Source organism: Janthinobacterium sp. PLB04 (assembly GCF_021165895.1).
Lineage (GTDB): Bacteria > Pseudomonadota > Gammaproteobacteria > Burkholderiales > Burkholderiaceae_D > Janthinobacterium > Janthinobacterium lividum.
This window is the reverse complement of sequence record NZ_CP088968.1, coordinates 3,282,246-3,303,983: the sequence shown is the minus strand read 5'-3', so window position 1 is coordinate 3,303,983 and position 21,738 is coordinate 3,282,246. Positions and strand designations below refer to the sequence as shown.

Annotated in this window: 13 protein-coding genes; 4 read left to right on the top strand and 9 right to left on the bottom strand. The window is 63.5% G+C overall.

Annotation, left to right across the window (positions count from 1 at the left end):
- Positions 1-53: 53 nt before the first annotated feature.
- The gene (locus LSO07_RS14580) at positions 54-1,157 is read left to right on the top strand and encodes a DNA topoisomerase IB (protein ID WP_151094973.1); all 1,104 of its coding nucleotides are present in this window, start codon (positions 54-56) and stop codon (positions 1,155-1,157) included.
- Here the strand turns inward: LSO07_RS14580 and LSO07_RS14575 are convergent.
- A complete protein-coding gene (locus LSO07_RS14575; RefSeq protein WP_151094970.1) occupies positions 1,111-1,341 on the bottom strand; it encodes a hypothetical protein in 231 nt (76 codons plus the stop codon). The two genes, LSO07_RS14580 and LSO07_RS14575, sit on opposite strands and share 47 nt — an antisense overlap.
- A 264-nt stretch (positions 1,342-1,605) precedes the next feature.
- Between LSO07_RS14575 and LSO07_RS14570 the strand changes: the two genes are divergently transcribed.
- A complete protein-coding gene (locus LSO07_RS14570; RefSeq protein WP_151094968.1) occupies positions 1,606-4,980 on the top strand; it encodes a hypothetical protein in 3,375 nt (1,124 codons plus the stop codon).
- A 19-nt stretch (positions 4,981-4,999) separates the two neighbouring features.
- Here LSO07_RS14570 and LSO07_RS14565 read toward each other — a convergent pair whose 3' ends face one another.
- Genes LSO07_RS14565 through LSO07_RS14555 form a run of 3 tightly spaced genes read right to left on the bottom strand, consistent with a single transcriptional unit; the run spans position 5,000 to position 8,086 of the window.
- On the bottom strand, positions 5,000-5,812 hold the full coding sequence (locus tag LSO07_RS14565; RefSeq protein ID WP_151094966.1) for a ferritin-like domain-containing protein: 813 nt from the start codon (positions 5,810-5,812) through the stop codon (positions 5,000-5,002).
- 43 nt (positions 5,813-5,855) lie between these two features.
- A complete protein-coding gene (gene dsdC / locus LSO07_RS14560; protein ID WP_151097621.1) occupies positions 5,856-6,767 on the bottom strand; it encodes a DNA-binding transcriptional regulator DsdC in 912 nt (303 codons plus the stop codon).
- Positions 6,767-8,086 (bottom strand): D-serine ammonia-lyase, encoded by a 1,320-nt coding sequence (locus LSO07_RS14555; RefSeq protein ID WP_151094964.1) that lies wholly within the window; start codon positions 8,084-8,086, stop codon positions 6,767-6,769. The genes dsdC and LSO07_RS14555 overlap by 1 nt, the downstream gene beginning before the upstream one ends.
- Before the next feature lie 393 nt (positions 8,087-8,479).
- On the opposite strand from LSO07_RS14555, the gene LSO07_RS14550 reads away from it, so the two are divergent.
- Positions 8,480-9,439 carry a hypothetical protein gene (locus LSO07_RS14550; protein WP_151094962.1) on the top strand — a complete coding sequence of 320 codons (960 nt, stop codon included), beginning with the start codon at positions 8,480-8,482 and terminating at the stop codon, positions 9,437-9,439.
- Positions 9,440-9,685: 246 nt separating this feature from the next.
- On the opposite strand, the gene LSO07_RS14545 is transcribed toward LSO07_RS14550, so the two are convergent.
- The 3 genes from LSO07_RS14545 to LSO07_RS14535 form a co-directional block, all read right to left on the bottom strand.
- On the bottom strand, positions 9,686-11,770 hold the full coding sequence (locus LSO07_RS14545; protein WP_151094960.1) for a TonB-dependent receptor: 2,085 nt from the start codon (positions 11,768-11,770) through the stop codon (positions 9,686-9,688).
- Positions 11,771-11,859: 89 nt separating this feature from the next.
- A complete protein-coding gene (locus tag LSO07_RS14540; RefSeq protein ID WP_151094957.1) occupies positions 11,860-12,255 on the bottom strand; it encodes a DUF2946 domain-containing protein in 396 nt (131 codons plus the stop codon).
- 55 nt (positions 12,256-12,310) lie between these two features.
- Positions 12,311-14,455: a TonB-dependent siderophore receptor gene (locus tag LSO07_RS14535; protein ID WP_151094955.1), complete on the bottom strand. Its 2,145-nt coding sequence runs from the start codon at positions 14,453-14,455 to the stop codon at positions 12,311-12,313.
- A gap of 247 nt (positions 14,456-14,702) precedes the next feature.
- Between LSO07_RS14535 and LSO07_RS14530 the strand changes: the two genes are divergently transcribed.
- A complete protein-coding gene (locus LSO07_RS14530; RefSeq protein WP_225317307.1) occupies positions 14,703-18,179 on the top strand; it encodes a DUF748 domain-containing protein in 3,477 nt (1,158 codons plus the stop codon).
- A 57-nt stretch (positions 18,180-18,236) separates the two neighbouring features.
- Here LSO07_RS14530 and LSO07_RS14525 read toward each other — a convergent pair whose 3' ends face one another.
- A complete protein-coding gene (locus LSO07_RS14525) occupies positions 18,237-18,905 on the bottom strand; it encodes a hypothetical protein (protein ID WP_151094954.1) in 669 nt (222 codons plus the stop codon).
- Positions 18,906-19,054: 149 nt separating this feature from the next.
- The gene (locus tag LSO07_RS14520) at positions 19,055-21,478 is read right to left on the bottom strand and encodes a membrane-bound PQQ-dependent dehydrogenase, glucose/quinate/shikimate family (RefSeq protein ID WP_331717115.1); all 2,424 of its coding nucleotides are present in this window, start codon (positions 21,476-21,478) and stop codon (positions 19,055-19,057) included.
- Positions 21,479-21,738 lie beyond the last annotated feature (260 nt).

Below are 21,738 nucleotides of genomic sequence, written 5' to 3'. Positions count from 1 at the left end.
CACCTTAGCATAACGGCGCGGCGGGTGCGCGGCCTGCAAGGTAAGCTATCGTCATGGAAATATCTGCCACCACCACGGCCCGCGCCGCCGGCCTGCGCTACACGGGCGACCACCAGGGCGGCATCGCCCGCCTGGGCAAGCCCGGCAGGTTCCGCTACCGCGACGCGGACGGGTCGATCCTGCGCGATGCCGCCATCTTGACGCGCATCAAGGCACTGGCCATTCCACCGGCCTGGACGGGCGTGTGGATCTGCCCGCACGCCAACGGCCACCTGCAGGCGACGGGGCGCGACGCGCGCGGACGAAAACAGTACCGCTACCATGCGCGCTGGCGCCAGGTGCGCGACGAAGTGAAATATGAGCGCATGCTCAGCTTTGGCCGCGCCCTGCCCGCCATCCGCGCCGCCGTCGCGCGCGGCATGCAGTTGCCGGGCTTACCCCGTGAAAAAGTGCTGGCCACCATCGTGCACCTGCTGGAATTGACGATGATGCGCATCGGCAACGAAGAATATGCGCGCACAAACAAATCGTTCGGCCTGACCACGCTGCGCACGCGCCACGTGCAGGTCGACGGCAGCGCCGTGGCCTTCCATTTCAAGGGCAAGAGCGGCGTGCGCCACGATATCCGCCTGAGCGACCGGCGCCTGGCCAGGGTGCTGCAGCGCATGCGCGAACTGCCGGGTCAGGAACTGTTTCAATATGTGGATGCGGAGGGCGAGCGCCACGGCATCGGCTCGGGCGACGTCAACGATTACCTGCGCGAGGTGACGGGCGAAGATTACACGGCCAAGGATTTCCGCACCTGGTCCGGCACCTTGCTCGCCGCGCTGGCCCTGCAAGCGTTCGAACAGGTCGACTCCGATGCGCAAGCCAAGAAAAACATCGTGCAGGCGATCGAGTCCGTGGCTAAAAAGCTGGGCAACACGCCGACGATCTGCCGCAAGTGCTATGTGCACCCGGCCGTGCTGGAATCGTATCTGGATGGCAGCTTATTGGAAGGCATGCGCGCGCGGGCGCGGCAACAAATGCAGGACGACTTACAGGCGCTGGCACCGGAGGAAGCGGCCGTGCTGGCCTTGCTGCAGCAGCGGCTGCAAGGGTCCGTTCCCGTCAAGCCTGGCGCCCGGGCTGGGGCTGGCAATGGGCCGACAGCTTGAGGGCATCCGTGCTGCAGACGGGCAAGGAGCCATGGCCCGCTTCGCGTGCCACGGGCGCCGGCGCGGCATCACTGGCCGGCGTCTCGCCCGTATTGGTCAAGGTGGCCGCCAGGGTCGAGAAAGTAAACAGGCAGATCAGCAAGAACGGCTTGTTCACGTGAATGGACTGGTCTGGCTTTTGCATCGCATACTCCGTCGGAATGGTTGGCTGTTGCAGCATGAACACGATCATCGCGTGTTTCCGCAAGGCATACAATCAGACAGTTTCGACAAGACGGGTAGGACAGCGCTGACAGGCTCAGCCATAACGTCCCGTGTCGGCAGATTTGACACCTGTTCCGGCCCGCCTCGACCAAGCCCTTGTTTTTACAGAAAAATTTGTTCGGGAATGCTTCCTGCTTGACCTCTTGCCTGGGCACGCTTGGCGCCGGTCAACGGGGGAACGATCATGAGCTTTATCAAGCAGGCGCTGCTGGTGCTGCTGCTATGCGCAATGTCTGCCGCGCACGCCACGAGCATCGGCTACGCGGCAACATCGCTGGGCGGCACGCAGTGGCGCTACGACTATACGGTCAGCAATACCACCCTGGCCGTGTCCATCGAGGAATTCACCTTGTTCTTCAGCGTGGGCCAGTATGCCAACCTGCACAGCGTCTCCACGGCCCCCGGCTGGGACGTGCTGCTGGTGCAGCCCGATCCCGCCATCCCCGCCAGCGGCTACCTCGACGCGCTGGCGCTGGCGGGCGGCATCGCGCCCGGCGCCACGGCCACGGGATTTTCCGTCACCTTCGATTACCTGGGCGCGGGCAGCCCCGGCGCCCAGCCGTTTTCCATCCTCGACCCCGTCTCCTTCATCGAGCTCGAAGCGGGCGCCACGCAGCCGGCCGCCGTCGCCCTGCCCTCTACATATTGGCTGCTGCTGGCCGGCGTGTTGGCCATGGCCGGCCTGCGGCGCCGGCAACTGGCGGGCGCCGCGCTGGCCTCATTGCTGGCGCTGAGCCTGTGCGGCTGCGGCGGACCGAACGATCCCACGCAGCCGCCCGCGCCGAAGGTCATGCTGGCCGGCACCGCAACCGCCGTCCAGGCCGCCGGGGACTTCGAAGTGACACAGCTGGAAAAGGTGGCCGAACAGCGCGTCAGCCGCACGGCCTGGGACTATACCTACCGCGTGCATATCCGCAACAACAGCGGCGAGGCGGCCAGCAATGTGCAAGCCGTGCTGGCCAGCGTGCCCGAAGGCAGCACCATCATCGATGGCGACGTGCTGGCCGGCAGCATCGATGCGGGCGCCACCGTCACGCCCGACGACACCATCATCGTGCGCATCGAGCGCAACATCGCCTTCCAGAGCAGCGGCCTGGCGTGGACTTTCAGCGCCAACGCCGGCATCGCACTCGATCCCGTGCGGCCCGCGCAGGTGGTCGTGCTGTCGCTGGCCGAGCTGGGTTTTACGGACGGCGCCGACAGCGTCAAGGCCAGCGGCGACGTCACGGACGTGCTGCTGCAGGACGGCAGCCTGCGCTTTTCCACGCCTGGTGACACGGGCGTGGACCAGCACGCGCAGTTTTTCCTCAGCAAGGGCAACAGCGTCACCACCCTCGACCTGCTGATCCAGACGGAATTGCCCACGGCCGTGGAAACCTATGTGGAGCCGGACGACGACGGCAACGTGCCCGCCACGGCGCCCGTGCTGGCCATCACCGGACTGGGGCCGAACAACCGGCTGCAGGCGACCGCGCTGGAATTTCGCCTGATGGGCGCCGCCCCCACGAGCCTGCAGGAGGACAGCGATGGCCTGCTGTCGACGCCGGGCGGCGCTTCCGTCAGCCTCAAGCAGTATTGGGTCTTCGATGCGGCCAGCAACAGTTTCCGCATCAGCGCCGCGGCCATGCAGCAGATGCTGATACTCCTGCCCAACGGCACCTACGAGATAAACCTCAATTTCGTCTCGCAGGACGGTGAATTCACGGCCAGCTATGCCCTGATCGCCATCAAGTCTGGTACCGTGCTGCAAGGCCAGCTGCGCACTCCCGCGGGCGGCAATGCCACGGGGCTGGCCGGCAAGAAGATGTTATTGGCCGGCTACAACAGCCACCAGCGCCAGGTGGCCGTGGTCGACGCCACGGGCGCCTTCCATTTTGACGGCGTGCTGCCCGATACCTACCAGCTGACCTTGAACGATCTCGTCCACCCGGGCGTGGTCAGCGTCAGCACCGCCGTCTTCGACAACAGCACCACCATCAACGTGGACATCGTCTATCCGTACGGCCCCGGCCTGGCCCAGCGCGCCGCGCCGCAAAGCTACGCGGCCGCCACTGTCACGCAGGATGGCGCCGGTCCGCCCGCGCGCGCCGAGACAGCCGCGCCCCGCGCCGTGCCGGACGTGACGCCGCAGGATGACGAGGGCAGCAAAACGTTCACGGCCACGGCCGCCGCGCAAAACCAGACCATCAGCGTGCCCGTCAGCTACACGGTGCCCAAAGGCACGAAAAACGTGGGAGTGAAAATCACCGTCAGCACGGCCGAGTACCCCGTCTATACGACGGCGCAAAGCCAGTACAACGATACCTGGTCGTACGCCGTGACGGGACTGCCCGGCGTCAACCTGGCCGCCACGGGTGCCGTCAACCAGACGCATTACACGCAGGGCAGCATCGTCAGGACGGAATGCGTCGATGTCACCAAGCAAACCCAGGCCGGAGCGTTGAGCCTGGGCGGCAATGTCAGTGCCACGAATATCGGCGACAGCTCCCTGGCCACCGTGACGACGGTGGAACTGAGCCTCGTGTGCAAGGGTTTGAAGGTGACGCAGGCGAAATTCAGCTCGCCCAACAAGGCCGCCCACCCCGTGCTGCAGCCGATCAAGCTGACGGGCAATCTGCCGGGACCGTATGTATCCGTCTCGCAAGGAGCGACGACGGCCACCCACACCTTGCCGCTGGAACTGCACTACACGCCGGCGGCGGCGACGATTACGGAGGTCAATATCGGCATTTCGGCCGGTGGCGGCAATCCCGCCTTCAGCACGGTGAATTTATTGTCTCAGGTCAATACCAAGAGCGCCGGCAAGGTGAAATTTCCCAGCCTGGTGCTGCCCGTCTTTGCCGGCGCCAAGCTCGACAAGAAAGCCGTCGTCACGGTGCGCCTGAAGGGCCGCATCGACAATACCGACGCCAGCTCCGACCCGGCCGAAGGGGGGCAAGTGCAATTCAAGGGCGACACGGCCTACATTCCCCTGTATCTGGCCAATAATGAAGCGGCGCTGGCGGCGCGCCGCTATGGCGCGCGCGATGCGGGCGGCGACTCGTGGGCCACGCGCCTGGCCATCGCCTGGCTGGCGGGCAATGCCTACCGCTTCGACGACATCAGCGGCCAGCACGTGACGCAGACGGCCACGGGCCGTTCCATCCTCGGCCACAGCGGCCACAGCGACGGCCAGCAGATCGACTTGCGCTACGCCGACGGCGCGGGCGGCTACACGGATACACTGGGCGGCCAGAACAATGGCGCCGACATCGAGAAACTGATCATCGCGGCAAAGGCGGAAGTGGTCACCAACCCGGCGCAAAAGCCGAAGCTGGCGGCCTTGCTGGCATGGATCGCGGCCAACCGCGCCATGCTGGCCCAGGAGGCGTTACCGGCCAGGACGCGCGTCGTTTACATCGGCCCCAGCTTAGTCAAGCTGGCGCTCGTCAACGGGCGCTTTTCCGCCGATCCGGCCGACAAGATCCCCGGCGCGGGCGCGTGGCTCAAGCCGATGAAAGTCCATATCGAGAAGGGACACCTGAGCCACTGGCACATCAGCCTGACGGCCCACCCGTGACCGTCACGCCGCGATGGCCTCAGGCGGGCAAGTCGGACAGTTCCAGCTCGGAAAACCCCGCCCGGCGCCGCGCTTCCAGGTTGAACGGGCCGCGCAGGGTCGGCGCCTCGTAGCGCAGCGCCAGCTCGGCATACGTGGCGCGCAGCTCCAGGCCCCGCTGCTGGCACAGGTAGCCATACCAGCGGTTGCCGATTTCCACGTGCCCCACCTCATCGCGCAGGATGATGTCGAGGATGGCGGCGGCGGCCATGTCTCCCGCCTGCGCCAGCTTGGCGCGCAGCGGCGGAATCGCGTCCAGCCCCCGCGCTTCCAGGGTGCGCGGCACCAGCGCCATGCGCGCCAGCACGTCGCCGCGCGTCTTGTCGACCATTTCCCACAGGCTGTCATGGCCGGGAAAATCGCCATACGTGTGGCCCAGCACCTGCAGGTGCGCCTGCAGCATGGCAAAGTGCGTGGCTTCCTCTTTCGCCACGCGCAGCCAGTCCGTGTAGTACTCGGCCGGCAAGTCCGGGAAACGCCACAGGGCGTCGAGGGCCAGGTTCATGGCGTTGAACTCGATGTGCGCGAGCGCGTGCACGAGCATGGCGCGCCCTTCCGGCGTGATCATCGAACGCCGCCCCACCAGGCGCGGCGGTACCAGCTCCGGACGCTCGGGGCGGCCTGGCACGGGGCCGGTCGGCGCCAGCGGCGCCTGCGCATCGAGCGCCAGCTGCGCTTCGGCCATGGCCGCCACCATCGCCACCTTGGTCGCCGGGTCCGGTTCGAGCAGGCAGGCCAGCGCAGATGCGCGCAATTCCGCTGGCGCGGTGGAGGTCAAGGGAGATGGTTGCATGGGGCTGCTTTCTGGCGCGTTGCTTGGTAAGGCGCGCAGTGTATCAAATTGCCTGCCCCAGCAGCCAGTCGAGCAAGGCCTGCACCCGTGCCGGCAGCGCGGCGCGCCCGCTGTGCACGAGGTAATACGCCTGCGGGCTGGCCAAGGCAAAACCGCCAAACGGCAAGACCAGTTGGCCGCTGGCCAGCCACGGCTGCACCAGCTGGCGCCGGCCCATGGCCACGCCCGCGTGGTGGATGGCCGCCTGCGCGCACAGGTCGGCGCGGTCGAAGCGCAGGCTGCGCGCGGGCAGACTCACGTCTGGCGCCTGCGCGTCCAGCCACAGGCGCCACTCCGCATCGGGCGCGCAGGCGGGCCAGGCCAGGGTGTCGTGCAGCAGCGTCGCGCTGGACAAGTGATGTGGCGTCTCCAGCAGGCCGTGTTCGCGCGCATAAGCGGGACTGCAGACGGGCGCCAGCCATTCATCCATCAGCTTGCGCGAGGCCAGGCCGGGAAAGCTGCCGTCGCCATAATGCAAGGCCAGGTCGACCTGGCCGGCGCGAAAGTCCACGCTATCATTACCCACGCGCAAATCGATCGCCACGTCCGGATACTGCGCAGCGAACCCTGCCAGGCGCGGCACCAGCCAGCATTGCGCCACCGAGGGGCGCGCATGCACGGTGACGCTGCCCGCCAGCGTGTCGCTGCCGGCAATGGCCGCATGCAGGCCATCCCAGCCCGCCTGCAGGGCGGCAAAGATGCGTTCGCCGTCCTGCGTCAGCTTGACCTGCCGCGTCAGGCGCTGGAACAAGCGCAGACCCAGGCCCGCCTCCAGCCGCGCGATGCGGTGGCTGACGGCGCTGGGCGTGAGCGCCAGTTCCTGCGCCGCCAGCGCGAAGCTGGCATGGCGCGCCGCCACGAGAAAGGTGTGCAGGTTGGCGAACTGGCTGGCCGTGAGCGCCGCGCCGGCCGGCATCAAGCGGCTCCGGCCGCCAGCAAGGCGCGGCCCCGCGCCACGTAGGCGGCCATTTCCGCCTCGGGAACCATGCTGCCGCCCGTGCCCCACACCAGATGCGTGGCCTGCGCCAGATTCTGCTGATATTGCGGCGCAGCCAGCACGGGAGGGATACCCGCGAAACTGGCCGCGGCCGACGGTTCCAGGCGCAGCTGCTCCGTTTGCTCCAGCGTCGCCAGCAAGCGGTACAGTTCTTCATCCGTGACGGTGGCGTAGCCGTCGATCAGCCGCTGCATGGCCCGTCCGACGAAGCCCGACGGGCGTCCCACGGCCAGGCCATCGGCGGCCGTGAGGTTGTCGATGCCGATCTCCTGCACGCTGATCCGATCGTGCAAGCCCGTGTGCACGCCCAGCAGCATGCACGGCGAATGGGTCGGCTCGACAAACACGCAGTGGACATGGTCGCCAAAGGCCAGCTTCAAGCCGAATGCCACGCCGCCGGGGCCGCCGCCCACGCCGCACGGCAAATACACGAACAGCGGGTGCGCGGCATCGACCGTGACGCCGCTTGCGGCGAACTGGTCTTTCAAGCGCTGGCCCGCCACCGCGTAGCCGAGAAACAGATCGTGCGAGTTTTCATCGTCGACAAAGTGGCAAGCCGGATCATTCTCCGCCTGCCTGCGGCCCGCTTCCACGGCCACGCTGTAGTCAGTCGCGTACTCGACGACGGTGACGCCGTGGCTGCGCAATTTGTCCTTCTTCCACTGGCGCGCATCGGCCGACATGTGCACGGTGGCGCGAAAGCCCAGGCGCGCGCTCATGATGCCAATCGACAAGCCCAGATTGCCCGTGGAACCGACGGCGATCGCATACTGGCCAAAGAAGGCCCGCACGGCGTCGCTGGCCAGCAAGCTGTAATCGTCGCCCTCCTTCAGCAAACCGGCGTCCAGCGCCAGCATTTCCGCATGTTTCAGCACTTCATAGATACCGCCACGGGCCTTGATGGAGCCGGAAATGGGTAAATGGCTATCCTGCTTGAGCCACAGCCGACCGCCAGGCATGCCAAGCGCCGCCTGCATGGCTGGCAGCGGCACGACGGGCGACTCGATGATGCCGCCGCTGACCTGCGTTTCCGGGAAAGCCTTGGCCAGATAGGGCGCAAAACGGGCCAGGCGCGCGCTGGCGGCCGCCACATCGTCCGCCGTCAAGCCCACGTCGTTCAAGGCCTCGGTCGCCGGCGCGATGGCGGGATTGAACCAGCTCAAGGGCTGCAAGGCCATCAGTTCTGTAATCAGGGGAAATTTTTCGCGCAGCGCGGCGATGGCGGAAGTGGGCAGCATGGCAACCTCGTGTAAGAACAAGCCATGATTAGACCGCATCCGGGCGCGCCTGGCAAAGGATGGTTGATCAGGCAATGGGTGACGGGGCATCATGTGTCCGCACATTCATGCAGCAGATCCCAGACACAGTAGCGGATCGATGGCGCTATTCAGCGGCAACAGGCACAGAGATCGCCATTTTTTTGCAAAGTGACAATTCGAGAGTTTTTTTACCGTCCGGGTCAACTATCTTTGTAAGACCAGTCTTACAAAGATTTGATCGTCATATCTGTAGCGCCACCGCCACGCCTGGAAATCGGTTCTCCAGGCAGAGCGTGCGGCCAGCTTTCGCCTGACTCCGGTATTTGTCCACGCAATCACTCTTTTATAGTTTTCACACCCAGAGGTGAACACATGAAGACCCTGTCGTTTTGCGTTGCAACTCTCTTTATCAGCATCAGCGCCTGCCCCGTCGTGGCGCAGGAGCTTGAATCCTGCGGAGACATACTCAGATATGCGTCGAGGGATGTCAGACACGATGTCTCATTTTCGGACCAAAGAAAATACTACTATAAGAATGTTTGTACCTCATCGAATACCGGCTTGGGCATTGACTATAAGGATGCGACGTCTGCACTCGGACTTTCCTACACGTCAAAGGATGCCTATTGCAAAGGTGAACAGTCATTCGATACCAATACAAGCTATAGCCAGGCTGATTCAAGCCTAGTTGTGCGCAACTCGCTGGATGCATACGTTGCATGCCGAGCACTCAGTACCAAAGGTGTGGCCACTTCAGTGTCCATGCCTGCAAATGATTCGCCTACCGTCTTTTCGATAAGCGTGCAGCGAAAAAGCGCAGCGCCCCAATCAGTTGAATCGCTCGCGATTGATCCAGCTGCCGTCTCCTGCAATGCTCAGACCAATGGGGAGATACAGACGCTGAATAAGGAATTTAATGTGATTGGATTTCAACTCCCGCAAAGTGAGGCACAGTGGTCTCTCATCTGCTCGAGAAAGCCATTCATTGATCCCGCCACTGCTAATCGGACCTATGCTCCCGTGCAGCTTATCCTGACCACTTCCTCCGGGGCCCTGCCAATTTCCTTGCCACAAATTGGATACGCCGCAGGTGCATGGGCATCCGAATTACGAAGCGATGCAATGAACCTGTCAAAGAAAGTCACTTTGGTGGAAGCCACGCTAGCCGGTCAAAAGATCATCGCTCAATGCAGTGGGGACGGTTGGCTTCCTGTGGCTGCCGCACCGGTTTGCCCGGCTGGCTTCAAGGACAGCGGCCAATTCAGTCACTCGGCGCCTGGAGGCAAACACGGATTTGGAGGAAACTGCCGCATTTGCCTAGGAAGTCAGTAAAGCGTCCAGCAATGGACTTTGGCAAATCTGCACGTAAGCTGACCACAGATACCGCCGATCTTTCCTCCATTTAAACTGGCGGTGTTTTGCTCTGATCTAATCATTCCCGATGCCCGCATGCGCAGCCAGCCAGCCAGCCATGATCTGACGGAATGCCGCAGGTTTCAGGGTTTCGCAAGCAACTGAGCGGCAGGCGCCCCCTTCCTCCCTATGGGGGAAGTCGAAGGCGCCCGCTGATTGCCAGCCTTAGAACTTCAGCTGCAGCCCCAGATCAATCGACCTGCCCTCGGCCGGCAAGGCTTGCAGCGCCCCGCCGTTCGTTTTCAAGCCCGACAGGTACACGCCGCCCAGCGGGTCCGCATACGCGCGGTTGAACAGGTTGCTCACGCCCGCGCTCAGGCTGGCCATCTTGCCCAGCGCCACGCTGCTGCGCAGGTTGACGAGCGCATAACCGCCCGTTTCGGGTTCGAAGCGGCGCGCGTCGACCTTCTCCTTGCGCGCCACGATCTTCGTCTCGATGCGGTTGCTCCAGGCGCCCAGCTTGTGCTCGACGGCCAGCAAGGCGTTGAACGGCATCATCCGGTACAGGTCGCCGCCATCGCTGCGCTTGCCCCGCGTGTATGCGGCGTTGCCGCTGGCCATGAAACTGCCCCAGCGCGTGCTGCTGGCCAGCGGCAGCTGCCATGCCACATTGGCGCCGTACAGTTTGGCGTCGTGGTTGGCAAAGCGCAGCAAATTACCGTTCGCGCCCATTTTCATGTACGGGTGGAAAGACGCCAGCACGTCGACGTCGATGTAATTGTCGACCTTGCTGTAGTACGGGTTGACGCGCACGAACCAGCCCTCCTCGCCGCCGCCATGCCAGTCGGCCGTGAAAGCCGCCGTGTAAGCCGTCTCGGGCTTGAGGTCGATACTGCCCACATAGCCATTGCCATCGCCAAACCAGTTGGTCATGGTCATCGCCATCGAGCCGCGGCCCCACGAGTAGCGCTCGTACAGGTTGGGCGAGCGCACCTTGCGCGCCAGCGCGAATTCATAGCTGCTGGCCGCATCGGGCGTGAAGGTGGCTTGCGCGGAGGCATCGATATTCGTGTCGCGCTGGCTGCGGCTGCGCGCATTGAAAGCCCTGGCTGCCATCACGTCCGGCATGTTCATCATGTTGGTGCCGTACGATTGCACGTCGCCCGTATCCATGCGCACGGATTCGCCGCGCAAGCCCAGCACGCTCGTCCAGCGCGCATCCTGGCCATGGCGCGTCTCCAGCTCGCCAAACAGCACGGTGCGGTCGCGCTTGCCGTCGTTGATGTTCAGATAGGTGCGCGGCCCCATCATCATGGAACCGGGCACGGCTGGCCAATAGTCGTCGAGGCGAAAACCGTGCCACTCCTGGCCCAGGCGCAACTCGCCCGCAGCGGTCGGCAAGCTGGCCATCAGCGCATAGCCCGTGTTGCGTCCATGCGTAATCATCGGCATCGTGCCCGCGCGCTCGGGCGTGAAAAAGCCCATTTCATGGTCCGTCTGCTGCCAGTAGGCGCGCGCGTCCAGCACGCCCCAGGCAAATGTGCCCTGGTAAGCCAGGTTGGCGAACTGGCCGTGGTTATCCGTCATGTCCATGTACTGGTTGGGAAAACCCTGGTACGGGATGTGCTGCACGCCGGCGCGCAGGGTCAGCTGCTGGCCATCGCGTTTCGCCGCCAGCACGATGGACTGGTTGATGCTTTCAACCATGCTGGCCAGCACGGTATTGCCATGCCCATCTTCATAGCTGTGGCCGCGCGTGTAGGCGCCGCTGTAGCCGATGCTGAGCATATCATTGGCTACCGAGGCATTCACGCTGGTCGCCACGCTGTTGTTGACGCTGCGGCCGGACACGGCAAAGCTGCCTTGCGTGAGCAGCCCTGCGCCGGGCTGGGCGAACACGGGGGCGTTTGACTGCACCTCGATGGTGCCGCCGATGCTGTCGCCGCCCGCGCTGACGGGCGTCACGCCGGCAATCAGCTTGATGCGCTGCACCTGCTGCGGGTCGATATAGGACAGCGGCGTATTCATGTGGTTGGCGCAGGCCGACGTCAGTTCCATGCCGTCGATGCGAATCTTGATGCGATCATCGGCAAAGCCATTGACGACCGGCAAGCCGGACACGCCGCCGCCGGCCGCCACGCTGTAACCGGGTGTACTGCTGAGCATCAGCGCCGTGTCGGCGGCGGGACGGTAGCCTTCCTTGACGCCCGCGACGATGACTTTCATCTCGGGCAAGACCTCTTCAGTGCGGGTTTGCGCCACGGCGGGTATGGCGATGGCGAGGGAAATCAATAACGGTAAATGTTTCATGGTGCTGCTTTCAGATTCTGTATGGGTAAAACGAACAGACGCAAGCGCACGACACGCGCGGCGCAAGGCAGTTCAGGGAAAGGGACAGATCAGAAAACGGCGGGCGGCCCGCGGGGCTGGACGGGTGTCCAGGCGAACAGGGGCGTGGCGGATTGGTAGAACAGCAGCGGCAGCAAGCCCGTGAGGATTTCTCCGGAAGCGAGCACCAGGGTCGTGGGGGGAATATCGAGGGTGGCCGCATGCATGCTGCAGCACGGGCAATCGCCCATGCGCATGCCGCCCTTGGAGGTATCGGGCGCGTCCGTGGAGAATGCCGCGGGCAGCATGTTCATGCCGCCCGCCACCGAGCAGATTTCCAGGCTGGGCACGGCCAGGCCGCTGGCGACCGTCAGCGCGCGCGACACCGTAGGGGCGAGCGTGGCCAGGAAGATGGCGATACACGCGATCCACAGGACGATGCTTGCCTTGCCTTTGCTGATGAACATGGCAACATTGTATCAGGGCAAGCACCCTGCGCACAGGGTCCAGGTCAAGCCTTCCCTACCAATCCACTTTCATCGACAGCTTGACGGCGCGCGGAGCGCCGGACGCCAGGCGCGTGCCGGCGCCGGCCCAGTAGCGCTTGTCGGCCGCATTTTCCACGTTGAGCTGCCACACGACGGCCTTGTCCATCACGCGGCTCGCATAGCGGGCGCCCGCGCTGAACAGGCTCACGCCGCCGAGGAAAGCCTGGTTCAGGTCGTTGACGGGACGGGCGCTGTAGTAATACGCGCCGCCGTTGACGGACAGGCCCGGCACGGCGTCAAACGCGTAAGCCAAAAAGGCGCTGGCCGTGCGTTTCGATGCGTTTTCCGGCGCCTTGCCGTTGTAGTCGGCGTTGATGCGCGCAAAGCTTGGGTCGAGGAACTGGGCTGACGTCTGCCACGACAGCTGGCGCGTCAGCTTGCCCTGGGTCGACAGCTCCAGGCCACGGTAGCGCTGTTCGCCATCGGACGTGAACACATTGCTGGCGTTGGTGTAGTAGCCGGGGCGCGTGATGTCGAACAACGCGGCGGAGAGCAAGGTGCCGCTTGGGGTCAGCCAGCGCGCGCCCAGCTCTTTCTGTTTGCTGACTCCGGGCGCCATCTTGACGCCCTGGTTGGCGGTGCCCGTCGGCCCCGTCTCCCCCTCCTCCAGCCCGCGCGCCGTGGACACGTAAAACGACAGCTCGGGCGTGGCCTTGTAGATCACTGACGCCATCGGCGTCGTCTTGCTGACGTCGTAGTGGCTGGCGCCCTGGTCGCTTTGATAGCTGCTGCGGCGCACGCCGATGACGCTTTGCCATTGCGGGTTGAAGACCATGCGGTCAAGCGCGTACAAGCCCGTGTCGCGCGTGTCGAGCGCGGCCGTCGTGGGCGCCGTCGGCTTGGGACCGAACACGACATTCGTCACGGGCACGGGGTTGTACAGGTTTTGCGAGGCAATCGTGTAATTGCTCTGGTAAATCGGATCTTGCGACTTGTCCGTGCGCGAGGCGCCCAGGGTCAGTTCATGGGCGATAAAACCCGTATTGAAATTGCCAGCCAGTTCCGCGCGCAGCAGGTCCGACGCCGTCACGCTGTGCTGGATATTGCCCGTGATGCGGCCCGCGCCCGTGGCCAGCGCGGCCGCGTTGTTCAGGCGGAAGATGGCCAGGCGGCGGTCGCGCGCCGTTTCCGAGTGGCCCGCTTCCACCGTCAAGGCCCAGCCATCCGTGATGGCATAGTCGGCGCGCAATTGCGCGTTTTTCGTCTGTGCCTCGAAATTTGACCAGTCGGGGCCGATCAGCTGGCGCGGATCGACGGCGCGCGGCAAACTGATCACGCCTTTCACGGCCGTGGGCAAGGCCACGCCCGCCTGCTCCGTCACCCTGCGGCGCTCGTATTCCAGGTCGGCCTTCAGCAGCAGTTTGTTCGTTACTCTCCAGTCGAGCGCCGTGGAAAGGAAACGGCGGTTGCCGTTGCCGACATGGTCCAGCCAGGAACCCAGGGTGCCGCCGGCCGCGTTGATGCGCACGCCGAATTCCTGCTGCGCGCCAAAGCGGCGGCCCACGTCGACATGCGCCACGGCACTGCCGCGGTCGTCGAGGCTCAGGCCCATGCTCGTGACGGGCTGGCTGCCGGCCCGCTTGGTGACGAAGTTGACGACGCCGGCTGGCGAGGTAAACCCGTAATACAGGGCCGAGGCGCCCTTCAGCACTTCCACCCGCTCCTTGTTCTCCATGGGTACTTGCGAAAAATTCATGATGGGCATGGAACCGTTCAGGCGGTAATTCGTGCGGTTTTCCACGGCGATGCCGCGTATCACCAATTGATCCCAGGTCTCGCCGCCGTTTTGCTGGCGCGTCACGCCCGCCGTATTGCGCACGGCGTCGTACAGGCCGGACACGGCTTGCTGCTCCAGCAATTCACGCGTGATCACGTTGACGGTCGATGGCACGTCCATGATGCTGGCGCCACGAAAGCTGCCCGCCTCCGTGGTGAGCGGTACCAGGCCCTGCGCGCGGGCTCCCGTCACCTGCACCGCTTGCATGACTTTCTCATCGCCAGCCGTCAGGTCGTCCTGGCCGCTGGCCCCATTGGCCGCCAACACGGCATGGGAAGCGAAGGCCAGCGACAGGGCTGCGGCGACTGGAAGTAAACGGGTGCGTGGAAAAGCGACAGGCATGACATCGGGCTTTCAATGAGAAAATATGTACAAATGGAAACTTACGGTTAGTGCTCATGATACCGGTAATGGGAATCATTATCAATAAAAGGTGAGTTTGTGTGAGTTTTACAGAAGAAACAAGATCACTGGGGCACCTGTTGTCACTTGAACACGTTTGGATTTTGCAGACGAGGCCGCAAAGAGGCATACTGACAGTCACGGCGCGCAGATTGCGCCGCCTAACAAGAATATTAAAGGTAAGTTCGTGAACACAATCGACAACAAAAGCGTGCAGACGAAAACCTTTCGCTGGAAACGCTGGCAGCGCTGGGCCGTCGGCACAGGCTGCGCCCTGGCCGCCTACAGCGCGGCCGGCTTCTGGCTGGTGCCCTACGTCATCAAAAACCAGTTACCCAAATTTGCCGAGAAAGAACTCGCGCGCCAGGCCAGCATCGCTGACGTGCGCTTCAACCCGTTTACCTTGCGCCTGGAAGCGGACCAGATCGCTTTCAAGGAAGCGCCCGGCGCAGATGGCAAGAGCGGCGCGCCGCTGCTGTCCATCGGTGCCCTGGCCGTGCAGCTGGAATGGAAATCCATCGTGCGCCGCGCCTGGAGCCTGGCGGAAATCCGCATCACGGCGCCGCAAGCGCAGCTGACGATCACGCCGGACGGCAAGTTCAACCTGGCCGAAGTGCTGGCCACCTGGCAACGCAACCATCCGGAAAAGAGCGACGGCGGCATGCCGCGCCTCGTCATCGCCCACTTTGCGCTGGAACAAGGCAAAGTGGATTGGCAAGACCAGAAGGCAGGCTATGCGGACAACTTTACGCCGATCAACTTTACGCTCGATAATATCTCGACCCTGCCCGACGCCAACGGCAGCTACAGCCTCAGCGCCGATGCGGCGCGCGGCGGCAAGCTGCACTGGCGCGGCACGGCCTCGCTGAGCCCCATCCGTGGCGAAGGCGAGCTGATACTGAACGACGCTTCCCTGCCCGGCCTTGCCGCCTATCTGAAAGCCTATACGCGCGCCACAGTCACGAGCGGCCAATTGTCGGCGCGCCTGCCCTACGCCTTTTCCTATGCGGACGGCAAGCTGGAAGCCACCGTCAAAGGCGCGGGCCTGGCCTTGCGCGACCTGGCGCTGGTGCAAGATGGCAAGGGCGCGCCATTCACATCGCTGGATACCCTGGGCATCGCCGGCGTGAACGTGGACCTGGCGCGCCAGAACGTCACGGTGGATAAAATCAATCTGTACGGCGGCAAGGTGGCCGTGCGCCGCGACAGCAAGGGCGAGATCGACGTGGCGAGCCTGATGCTGCCGGGCAATCCCGCGCCCGCCGCCACCGCACCAGCCGCACCAGCCAGGCCTGGCAAATGGAAGGTGGATTTAAAACAGCTGGCGCTGGCCAATGTGGACGTGTCCGCCATCGATGAAACCGTCTCGCCAGCCTTGCAGCTGAGCGCGAAACAATTGCAACTACAGCTGCAACTGGGCTTGCAACAAGGTCCAGCGGGCATGGCCACCGTGATCGACGGCGCGAGCTTCAGCCTGGCCGACCTCGCCATGCAGCGGGGCGCGCAAACACCGTTCAAGCTGGCACAATTGGGCTTTACAGAGGGCAAGATCGACCTGGCGGCACATACCATGCACCTGGGCGCCGTGACGGCCAGCGGCGCGCAGATCGACCTGGCGCGCAACCGCCAGGGCGAATTTGCGATTGCGCAAAAGCTGCCCGTGTTTGCCTCCAACAAGGTCGACACGACCAAGGAAGCACCGTCCGCACCCTGGTCCACCAAGGTGGACAAGGTAGAACTGAGCAAGTTCGGCGCCCGTTTCGATGATGCGGGCACTGGCATCAAGGGCAACCTGCAGGATGCCAGATTGTCCCTGCAAAACGTCAGCGACGACATGCAGCAGGCGCTGCCTTTCGAGCTGGGCGTGGGCCTGCGCGAAGGCGGCTTGCTCACGGCCAATGGCAAGTTCTTGCCGGGCACGGGCGCCGTCGATGCGCAGCTGAATTTGAAACAACTGACCCTGGCCCCTGTGCAACCCTTGCTGGCGCAACATCTAAAACTGAAGCTGGCCGGTGGCAGCTTGTCCGGCAGCGGCCGCCTGACGACGGGCGGCGGCGCGCCGAAAGCGCCGAAAGTACGCTATGTGGGCGGCGTGGATATCGCGGGCCTCGTGCTCAATGAAACGGATGGCAAGCGCTTTGCCTCGTGGAAGAGCGTGCGCGCCGACAAGCTGACGGCCAGCGTGGGGCCTGATTTTGTCGATATCCTCGAACTGCGCGTGGTGGAACCGAACGCCCAGCTGATCATCGAAAACGACCGCAGCCTGAACGCGCAGCGCTTGCTGGTGAAAGCGCCGGAACCGGCCGCGCCAGCGCCCGCGCCGTCGGCCACCACCACGCCGGCAGCGGACGCCGCCTTCCCCGTGCGCGTGCGCCGCGTGCGCCTGCAAAACGCTAAGCTGGACTTTGCCGACCTCAGCTTGCGGCCCCAGTTCGCCGCGAAGATCTATGAACTCAATGGCGTCGTCACGGGCCTGTCGACGAAGCGCGATGCGCGCAGCCAGATTGAACTCGACGGCCGCATCGACGAATTCGGCCTGGCCCGCGTGCGTGGCCAACTCAATCCGTTTGCGCCCACCGACAATACGGACTTGAACGTGGTCTTCAAGAATGTCGACATGGTGTCCGCCTCGCCGTACACGATGAAGTTTGCCGGCTACAAGGTGGCTGAAGGCAAGATTTCGCTGGACTTGCAATACAAGGTACGCAACCGCCAGCTGGACGGCACGAACCAGATCGTGCTCGACAAGCTGACCCTGGGCGAGCGCATCGACAGTCCGGACGCCTTGAAACTGCCTTTGGAACTGGCGCTGGCCATCCTCAAGGATTCGGACGGACGCATCGACCTGGGTTTGCCCGTGTCGGGCGACATGAACGACCCGCAATTCAGCTATGGCGCCCTGATCTGGAAAGCCGTGGGCAATGTGCTGACGAAAATCGTCACGGCGCCGTTCCGCGCGCTGGGCAATTTGCTGGGCATCAGCGCCGACAAGCTCGAAGCCATCGACTTCGATGCGGGCAGCGCCGTGCTGCTGCCGCCGGAACGGGAAAAACTCAAGCAGGTGGCGCAGATCCTGGCCAAGCGCGAACAGCTGAAGCTGGCCGTGCCGGGCCAGTACAGCGACACGGATGCGGCCGCCCTGCGCGCCCAGGCCGTGCGCCGCGCCGTCGCCGCCAAGGCCGGCATCAAGCTGGAAGCGGGCGAGGAACCGGGACCGTTGAACCTGGGCGAACGCAAGATACGGGGCGCCCTGCGCGACCTGTACGGCGAACGCTTCGGCAAGGCCGAGCTGGACAAGCAGAAAAAGGCGGCGGAATCGGCCGTACCAGCCACAGCGGCCGCAGCGGCGGCATCCGCCAGCGCCTCCGCTCCGGCGGCGGCCAAGATCCCCGTCTTGCAACGCCTGGGCAAGCTGATCGAAGGAGAGCCGCAAGTGGCGGACACGGGCGCTTTCTACAACGGCTTGCGCGAGCAGCTGGAAGCCAGGCAGCCCCTGCCTGCCGACGCCTTGAGCAAGCTGGGCACCCAGCGCAGCGCGGCCATCCTGGCAGCCCTGCAGCAGGACGGCACGCCGGCGGCCAGAGTCAGCGCGGGCGCACCGGAAAAAACGGAGGCCGCGCCGGGCAAGCTGGTGGGGTTGAAGCTGGGATTGGCGGCGAAATAAAAAAGGGCGTTGTCTGCAATAAGCTTGCGGACAACGCCCTTTTATCAGGAAGCGAATTTATTTCTTGGGCTGATATTGTTGGCGGTCAAATCCGCTGACATCAAATTCAAATACGGGTGCGCCTTCCTGAAAAATATCCACGGCAATCCGCACTCTTTTCGCTTTTTGCAGTTTTCCCAGGAATTTCTCATAATTGCGCAAGAAAATCGTATCTGAACTATTGTCCGCAGGAGCCACTGCGGAATAATTCACGGGCTTTTCGTCATCAAATCTCACCAGCACCGTGCAACCTTGATAGGAGGGGCACAATATCTGCCCCTTTCTAATGGAAAAAATCACATCTTTACCTTGACGGTATCCTGTCCGCAAAGTCAATTTGGCGTTTTGTAATCCGCTGTAGGGGAAGTCAAAATTAACGCTATTGGTGCTATACACGTTAGCGAAATAGGTCGTGCCGCCATCCATCTTGTCTTCACTCACATCATAATTCCACTGTTTTCCCGTCACGACTGTTTCGGCCACGGCAGCGGCGCTTGCCACTGGCGCAGAGGCTGCGGCACCGGCTACGGGAACTGGAGCGTTTTTTGCCTTTTCAAGCGCCAGCTCGGCTTCCAGCGCGGCGATCTTTTTATTCGCCGCATCCAGTTCGGCATTGGGTGTTTTAGGAGAACAAGCACCAAGGGAAAGTAATGCGGCAATTATTACTGAGAGGGTCGTCGTTTTCATTAAGTCAGTCACAGATATGCGATATGGGTCCGCTCCTGAGTCTAACAAACGGCATTCCCACAAGCAACATGCAAATTTGAAAACTCGCCAGCCCGACAATGAATGACGCTGCGGCGCCGCCAGCAGTGGCGGCGCCGCAGCGAGCGTAATTATTTCGTTTTCCCCGCCTCCTTCACCGCCTCGTCCGGCAAGGCAAACGCCACCAGGCTATCGCCCATCTTCGTGCCCAATGATCCATGGCCGCCGGCCATGACGACGACATATTGCTTGCCCGTCTTGTCGGAGACATAGCTCATCGGTGTGGCCTGGCCGCCGGCCGGCAAGCGGGCTTTCCACACGGTCTTGCCGTTGCGCACGTCGTAGCCGCGGATGTAGTAGTCGAGCGTGCTGCTGAGGAAAGCCACGCCGCCGCCCGTGGTGCTGATGCCGCCCAGGCTGGGCACGCCCAGCGGCAAGGCGATGGGGACTGGGGCGCTGTCGCGCGTGGTGCCGTTCTTGTGCATCCACACTTTTTTCATGGTGCGCAAGTCAACGGCGGCGATATAGCCCCACGGCGGCGCCTGGCACGGGAAGCCCAGCGGCGACAGGAAGGGCTTGATTTCCACGGCGAATGGCACGCCCGTCTGCGGCTGCAAGCCCATTTCCGAACCCGTGCCGCCCTTCGCATTGGCTTGCGCGCGCGGCACCAGGCGTTCCAGGAAGCCCATGTAGTCGGGGTTCACCAGCAGCAATTGACGCACCGGATCGACAGCCGCCCCGCCCCACTCGAAGATGCCCAGCGGGCCCGGCGAGATGATGGCGCCCTTGATCTTGCCTTCGGCCACCGTCTGCGGCGTAAACGGGCCTTCGTAGCGGTGCTGGCGGAAGATGATGCGGCACGCCAGCTGGTCGAACGGCGTCGTGCCCCACATATCCGTTTCGCTGATGTTTTTCTCGGGCAAGAAAGTGAGGGCCGAGAATGGCTGCGTGGGCGACAAGCGGTCGCCTGGAGCCGGGTTATTCGTCGGCACCGGTTTTTCCGGCGCCGGCACCACCAGGCTGCCATCGCGGCGGTCGATCACATAGATATCGCCCCGCTTGGTTGTGGCCACCACGGACGGTACTTTACCTTTCGGCGTGTCGATGTCGACCAGGGTGGGCTGGCCGCCGATGTCCATGTCCCAGATATCGTGGTGCACGGTCTGGTAGACCCAGCGTACCTTGCCCGTCGCCAGATCCAGCGCGACGATGGCGCTATTGTATTTCTCGCCATGGGGGTTGCGGTTGCCGCCCCACGTATCGGGCGTTTCATTGCCCATCGGAATATAGACCATGCCCAGCTTTTCATCGACGCTGGACACGCCCCAGGAATTGGGCGAGTTGTTCGTGTAGGTCTTGCCATCGGCAATCGGCGCCGTGTCGTCCGGGTTCGAGGCATCCCAGTTCCACATCAGCTTGCCGGTGACGGGATCGTAGCCACGGATCACGCCCGACGGCTCTTCCGTGGAAAAATTATCGGTGACGCTGGCGGCCATCACCACCACGTTTTGCGCCACGGCCGGCGGCGACGTGGGCATCAAAAAGCCCCGCTTCTTCATGCCCATGCCATGGTACAGGCCGATCACGCCATTTTCGCCAAAGCTTTTGCACGCTTCGCCCGTATCGGCATTCACGGCGATCAGGGTCGCATCCATGGTGGGCGCCAGGATGCGGCGCGGACATTCCATGGTGGCAGCTTCGGGGGCCGGGTCGCCCTTGGCGCGGCCCGCGTTGACGTCCCAATAGGCCACGCCTCGGCAGATCATGTGCTGGTAGCTGGATGCGTCGCGGTTGATCTTCGGATCGTGGCGCCAGATCTCCTTGCCCGTGTCCGGGTCCAGCGCGATGACGATGTTATGCGGCGTGCACAGGTACAGCATGCCGTTCACTTTCAGGGGCGTGACTTCGTTGGCGATCTCGCCCGGATCGTTCGGCCCCTTGAAGTCGCCCGTGTTGTACACCCACGCCTGTTTCAGCTGCGCCGCGTTGGCCGGCGTGATCTGCGCGGCCGGCGCATAGCGGTCGCCATAGCCGGAGCGGCCATACGCGGCCCAGTCGTTGGGCGCCACGCCGGGCGCGAAATCGCCTTGCGGCGTGGCGGCCATGTTCTCGGCCGGCACTTCGCCATGCAAGGTGTAGTAATCCTGGAACAGCGAGAACACGCCCACGGCAGCCGTCAGCACCACGGCGGCGGCCAGGGCGCTCTTGCCCGCGTCGCGCGGTTTCGCCCCGGCCGTCACCGGCGGATCGAGGCGGCGGTCGATGAACGGCAGCAGCAGCCAGACGGCGGCGGCAAACCAGATATCGAGGCGCGGCAGCAATTGCCACCAGTCGAACTTCACTTCGATGACGGACCAGATCAGGGTGGCGAACAGCAGCAGCGCGAGAAACAGCTGGGCGCTGCGCCGTCCCTTCCACACGAGCGCACCCGCGATGAGCATGCCAATACCGGCCACGACGTAATACCAGGAACCACCGAGGCTGACGAGCCAGGCGCCGCCGCCGGCAAGCGCCAGGCCCAGCACGATGAAGATGACTGCGGTGATGATAAGCAAGGGTCCAGGCCGGGCAGAGGCAGTCATGATGCTCCTTTACAAGAGTCAGTCGGCGGCACGCGCCTGCGCACCGTATTTGATGGCGATCAAGGAAATTGCATTTTTTCACTAATTGGCAAAGCGTGCCACACGCCACAGCGTCCGATGCATGCCGTGTGGCTTTTTATACACGAGCTGAGCGTACAGCCCGCCACAACCATATGATTTTTGATGAAAAAAATGAATAAACTAAATAAACAACAAATTTCTCGAATAAAACG

Bases quoted from the DNA above. Each gene is read 5' to 3' on its own strand.
- LSO07_RS14580 (WP_151094973.1), top strand. From the start codon at position 54: ATGGAAATATCTGCCACCACCACGGCCCGCGCCGCCGGCCTGCGCTAC.
- LSO07_RS14540 (WP_151094957.1), bottom strand. From the start codon at position 12,255: ATGTTCATCAGCAAAGGCAAGGCAAGCATCGTCCTGTGGATCGCGTGT.
- dsdC (WP_151097621.1), bottom strand. From the start codon at position 6,767: ATGCCGGCCGGCGCGGCGCTCACGGCCAGCCAGTTCGCCAACCTGCAC.
- LSO07_RS14550 (WP_151094962.1), top strand. From the start codon at position 8,480: ATGAAGACCCTGTCGTTTTGCGTTGCAACTCTCTTTATCAGCATCAGC.
- LSO07_RS14575 (WP_151094970.1), bottom strand. From the start codon at position 1,341: ATGCAAAAGCCAGACCAGTCCATTCACGTGAACAAGCCGTTCTTGCTG.
- LSO07_RS14570 (WP_151094968.1), top strand. From the start codon at position 1,606: ATGAGCTTTATCAAGCAGGCGCTGCTGGTGCTGCTGCTATGCGCAATG.
- LSO07_RS14525 (WP_151094954.1), bottom strand. From the start codon at position 18,905: ATGAAAACGACGACCCTCTCAGTAATAATTGCCGCATTACTTTCCCTT.
- LSO07_RS14565 (WP_151094966.1), bottom strand. From the start codon at position 5,812: ATGCAACCATCTCCCTTGACCTCCACCGCGCCAGCGGAATTGCGCGCA.
- LSO07_RS14555 (WP_151094964.1), bottom strand. From the start codon at position 8,086: ATGCTGCCCACTTCCGCCATCGCCGCGCTGCGCGAAAAATTTCCCCTG.
- LSO07_RS14535 (WP_151094955.1), bottom strand. From the start codon at position 14,455: ATGCCTGTCGCTTTTCCACGCACCCGTTTACTTCCAGTCGCCGCAGCC.
- LSO07_RS14545 (WP_151094960.1), bottom strand. From the start codon at position 11,770: ATGAAACATTTACCGTTATTGATTTCCCTCGCCATCGCCATACCCGCC.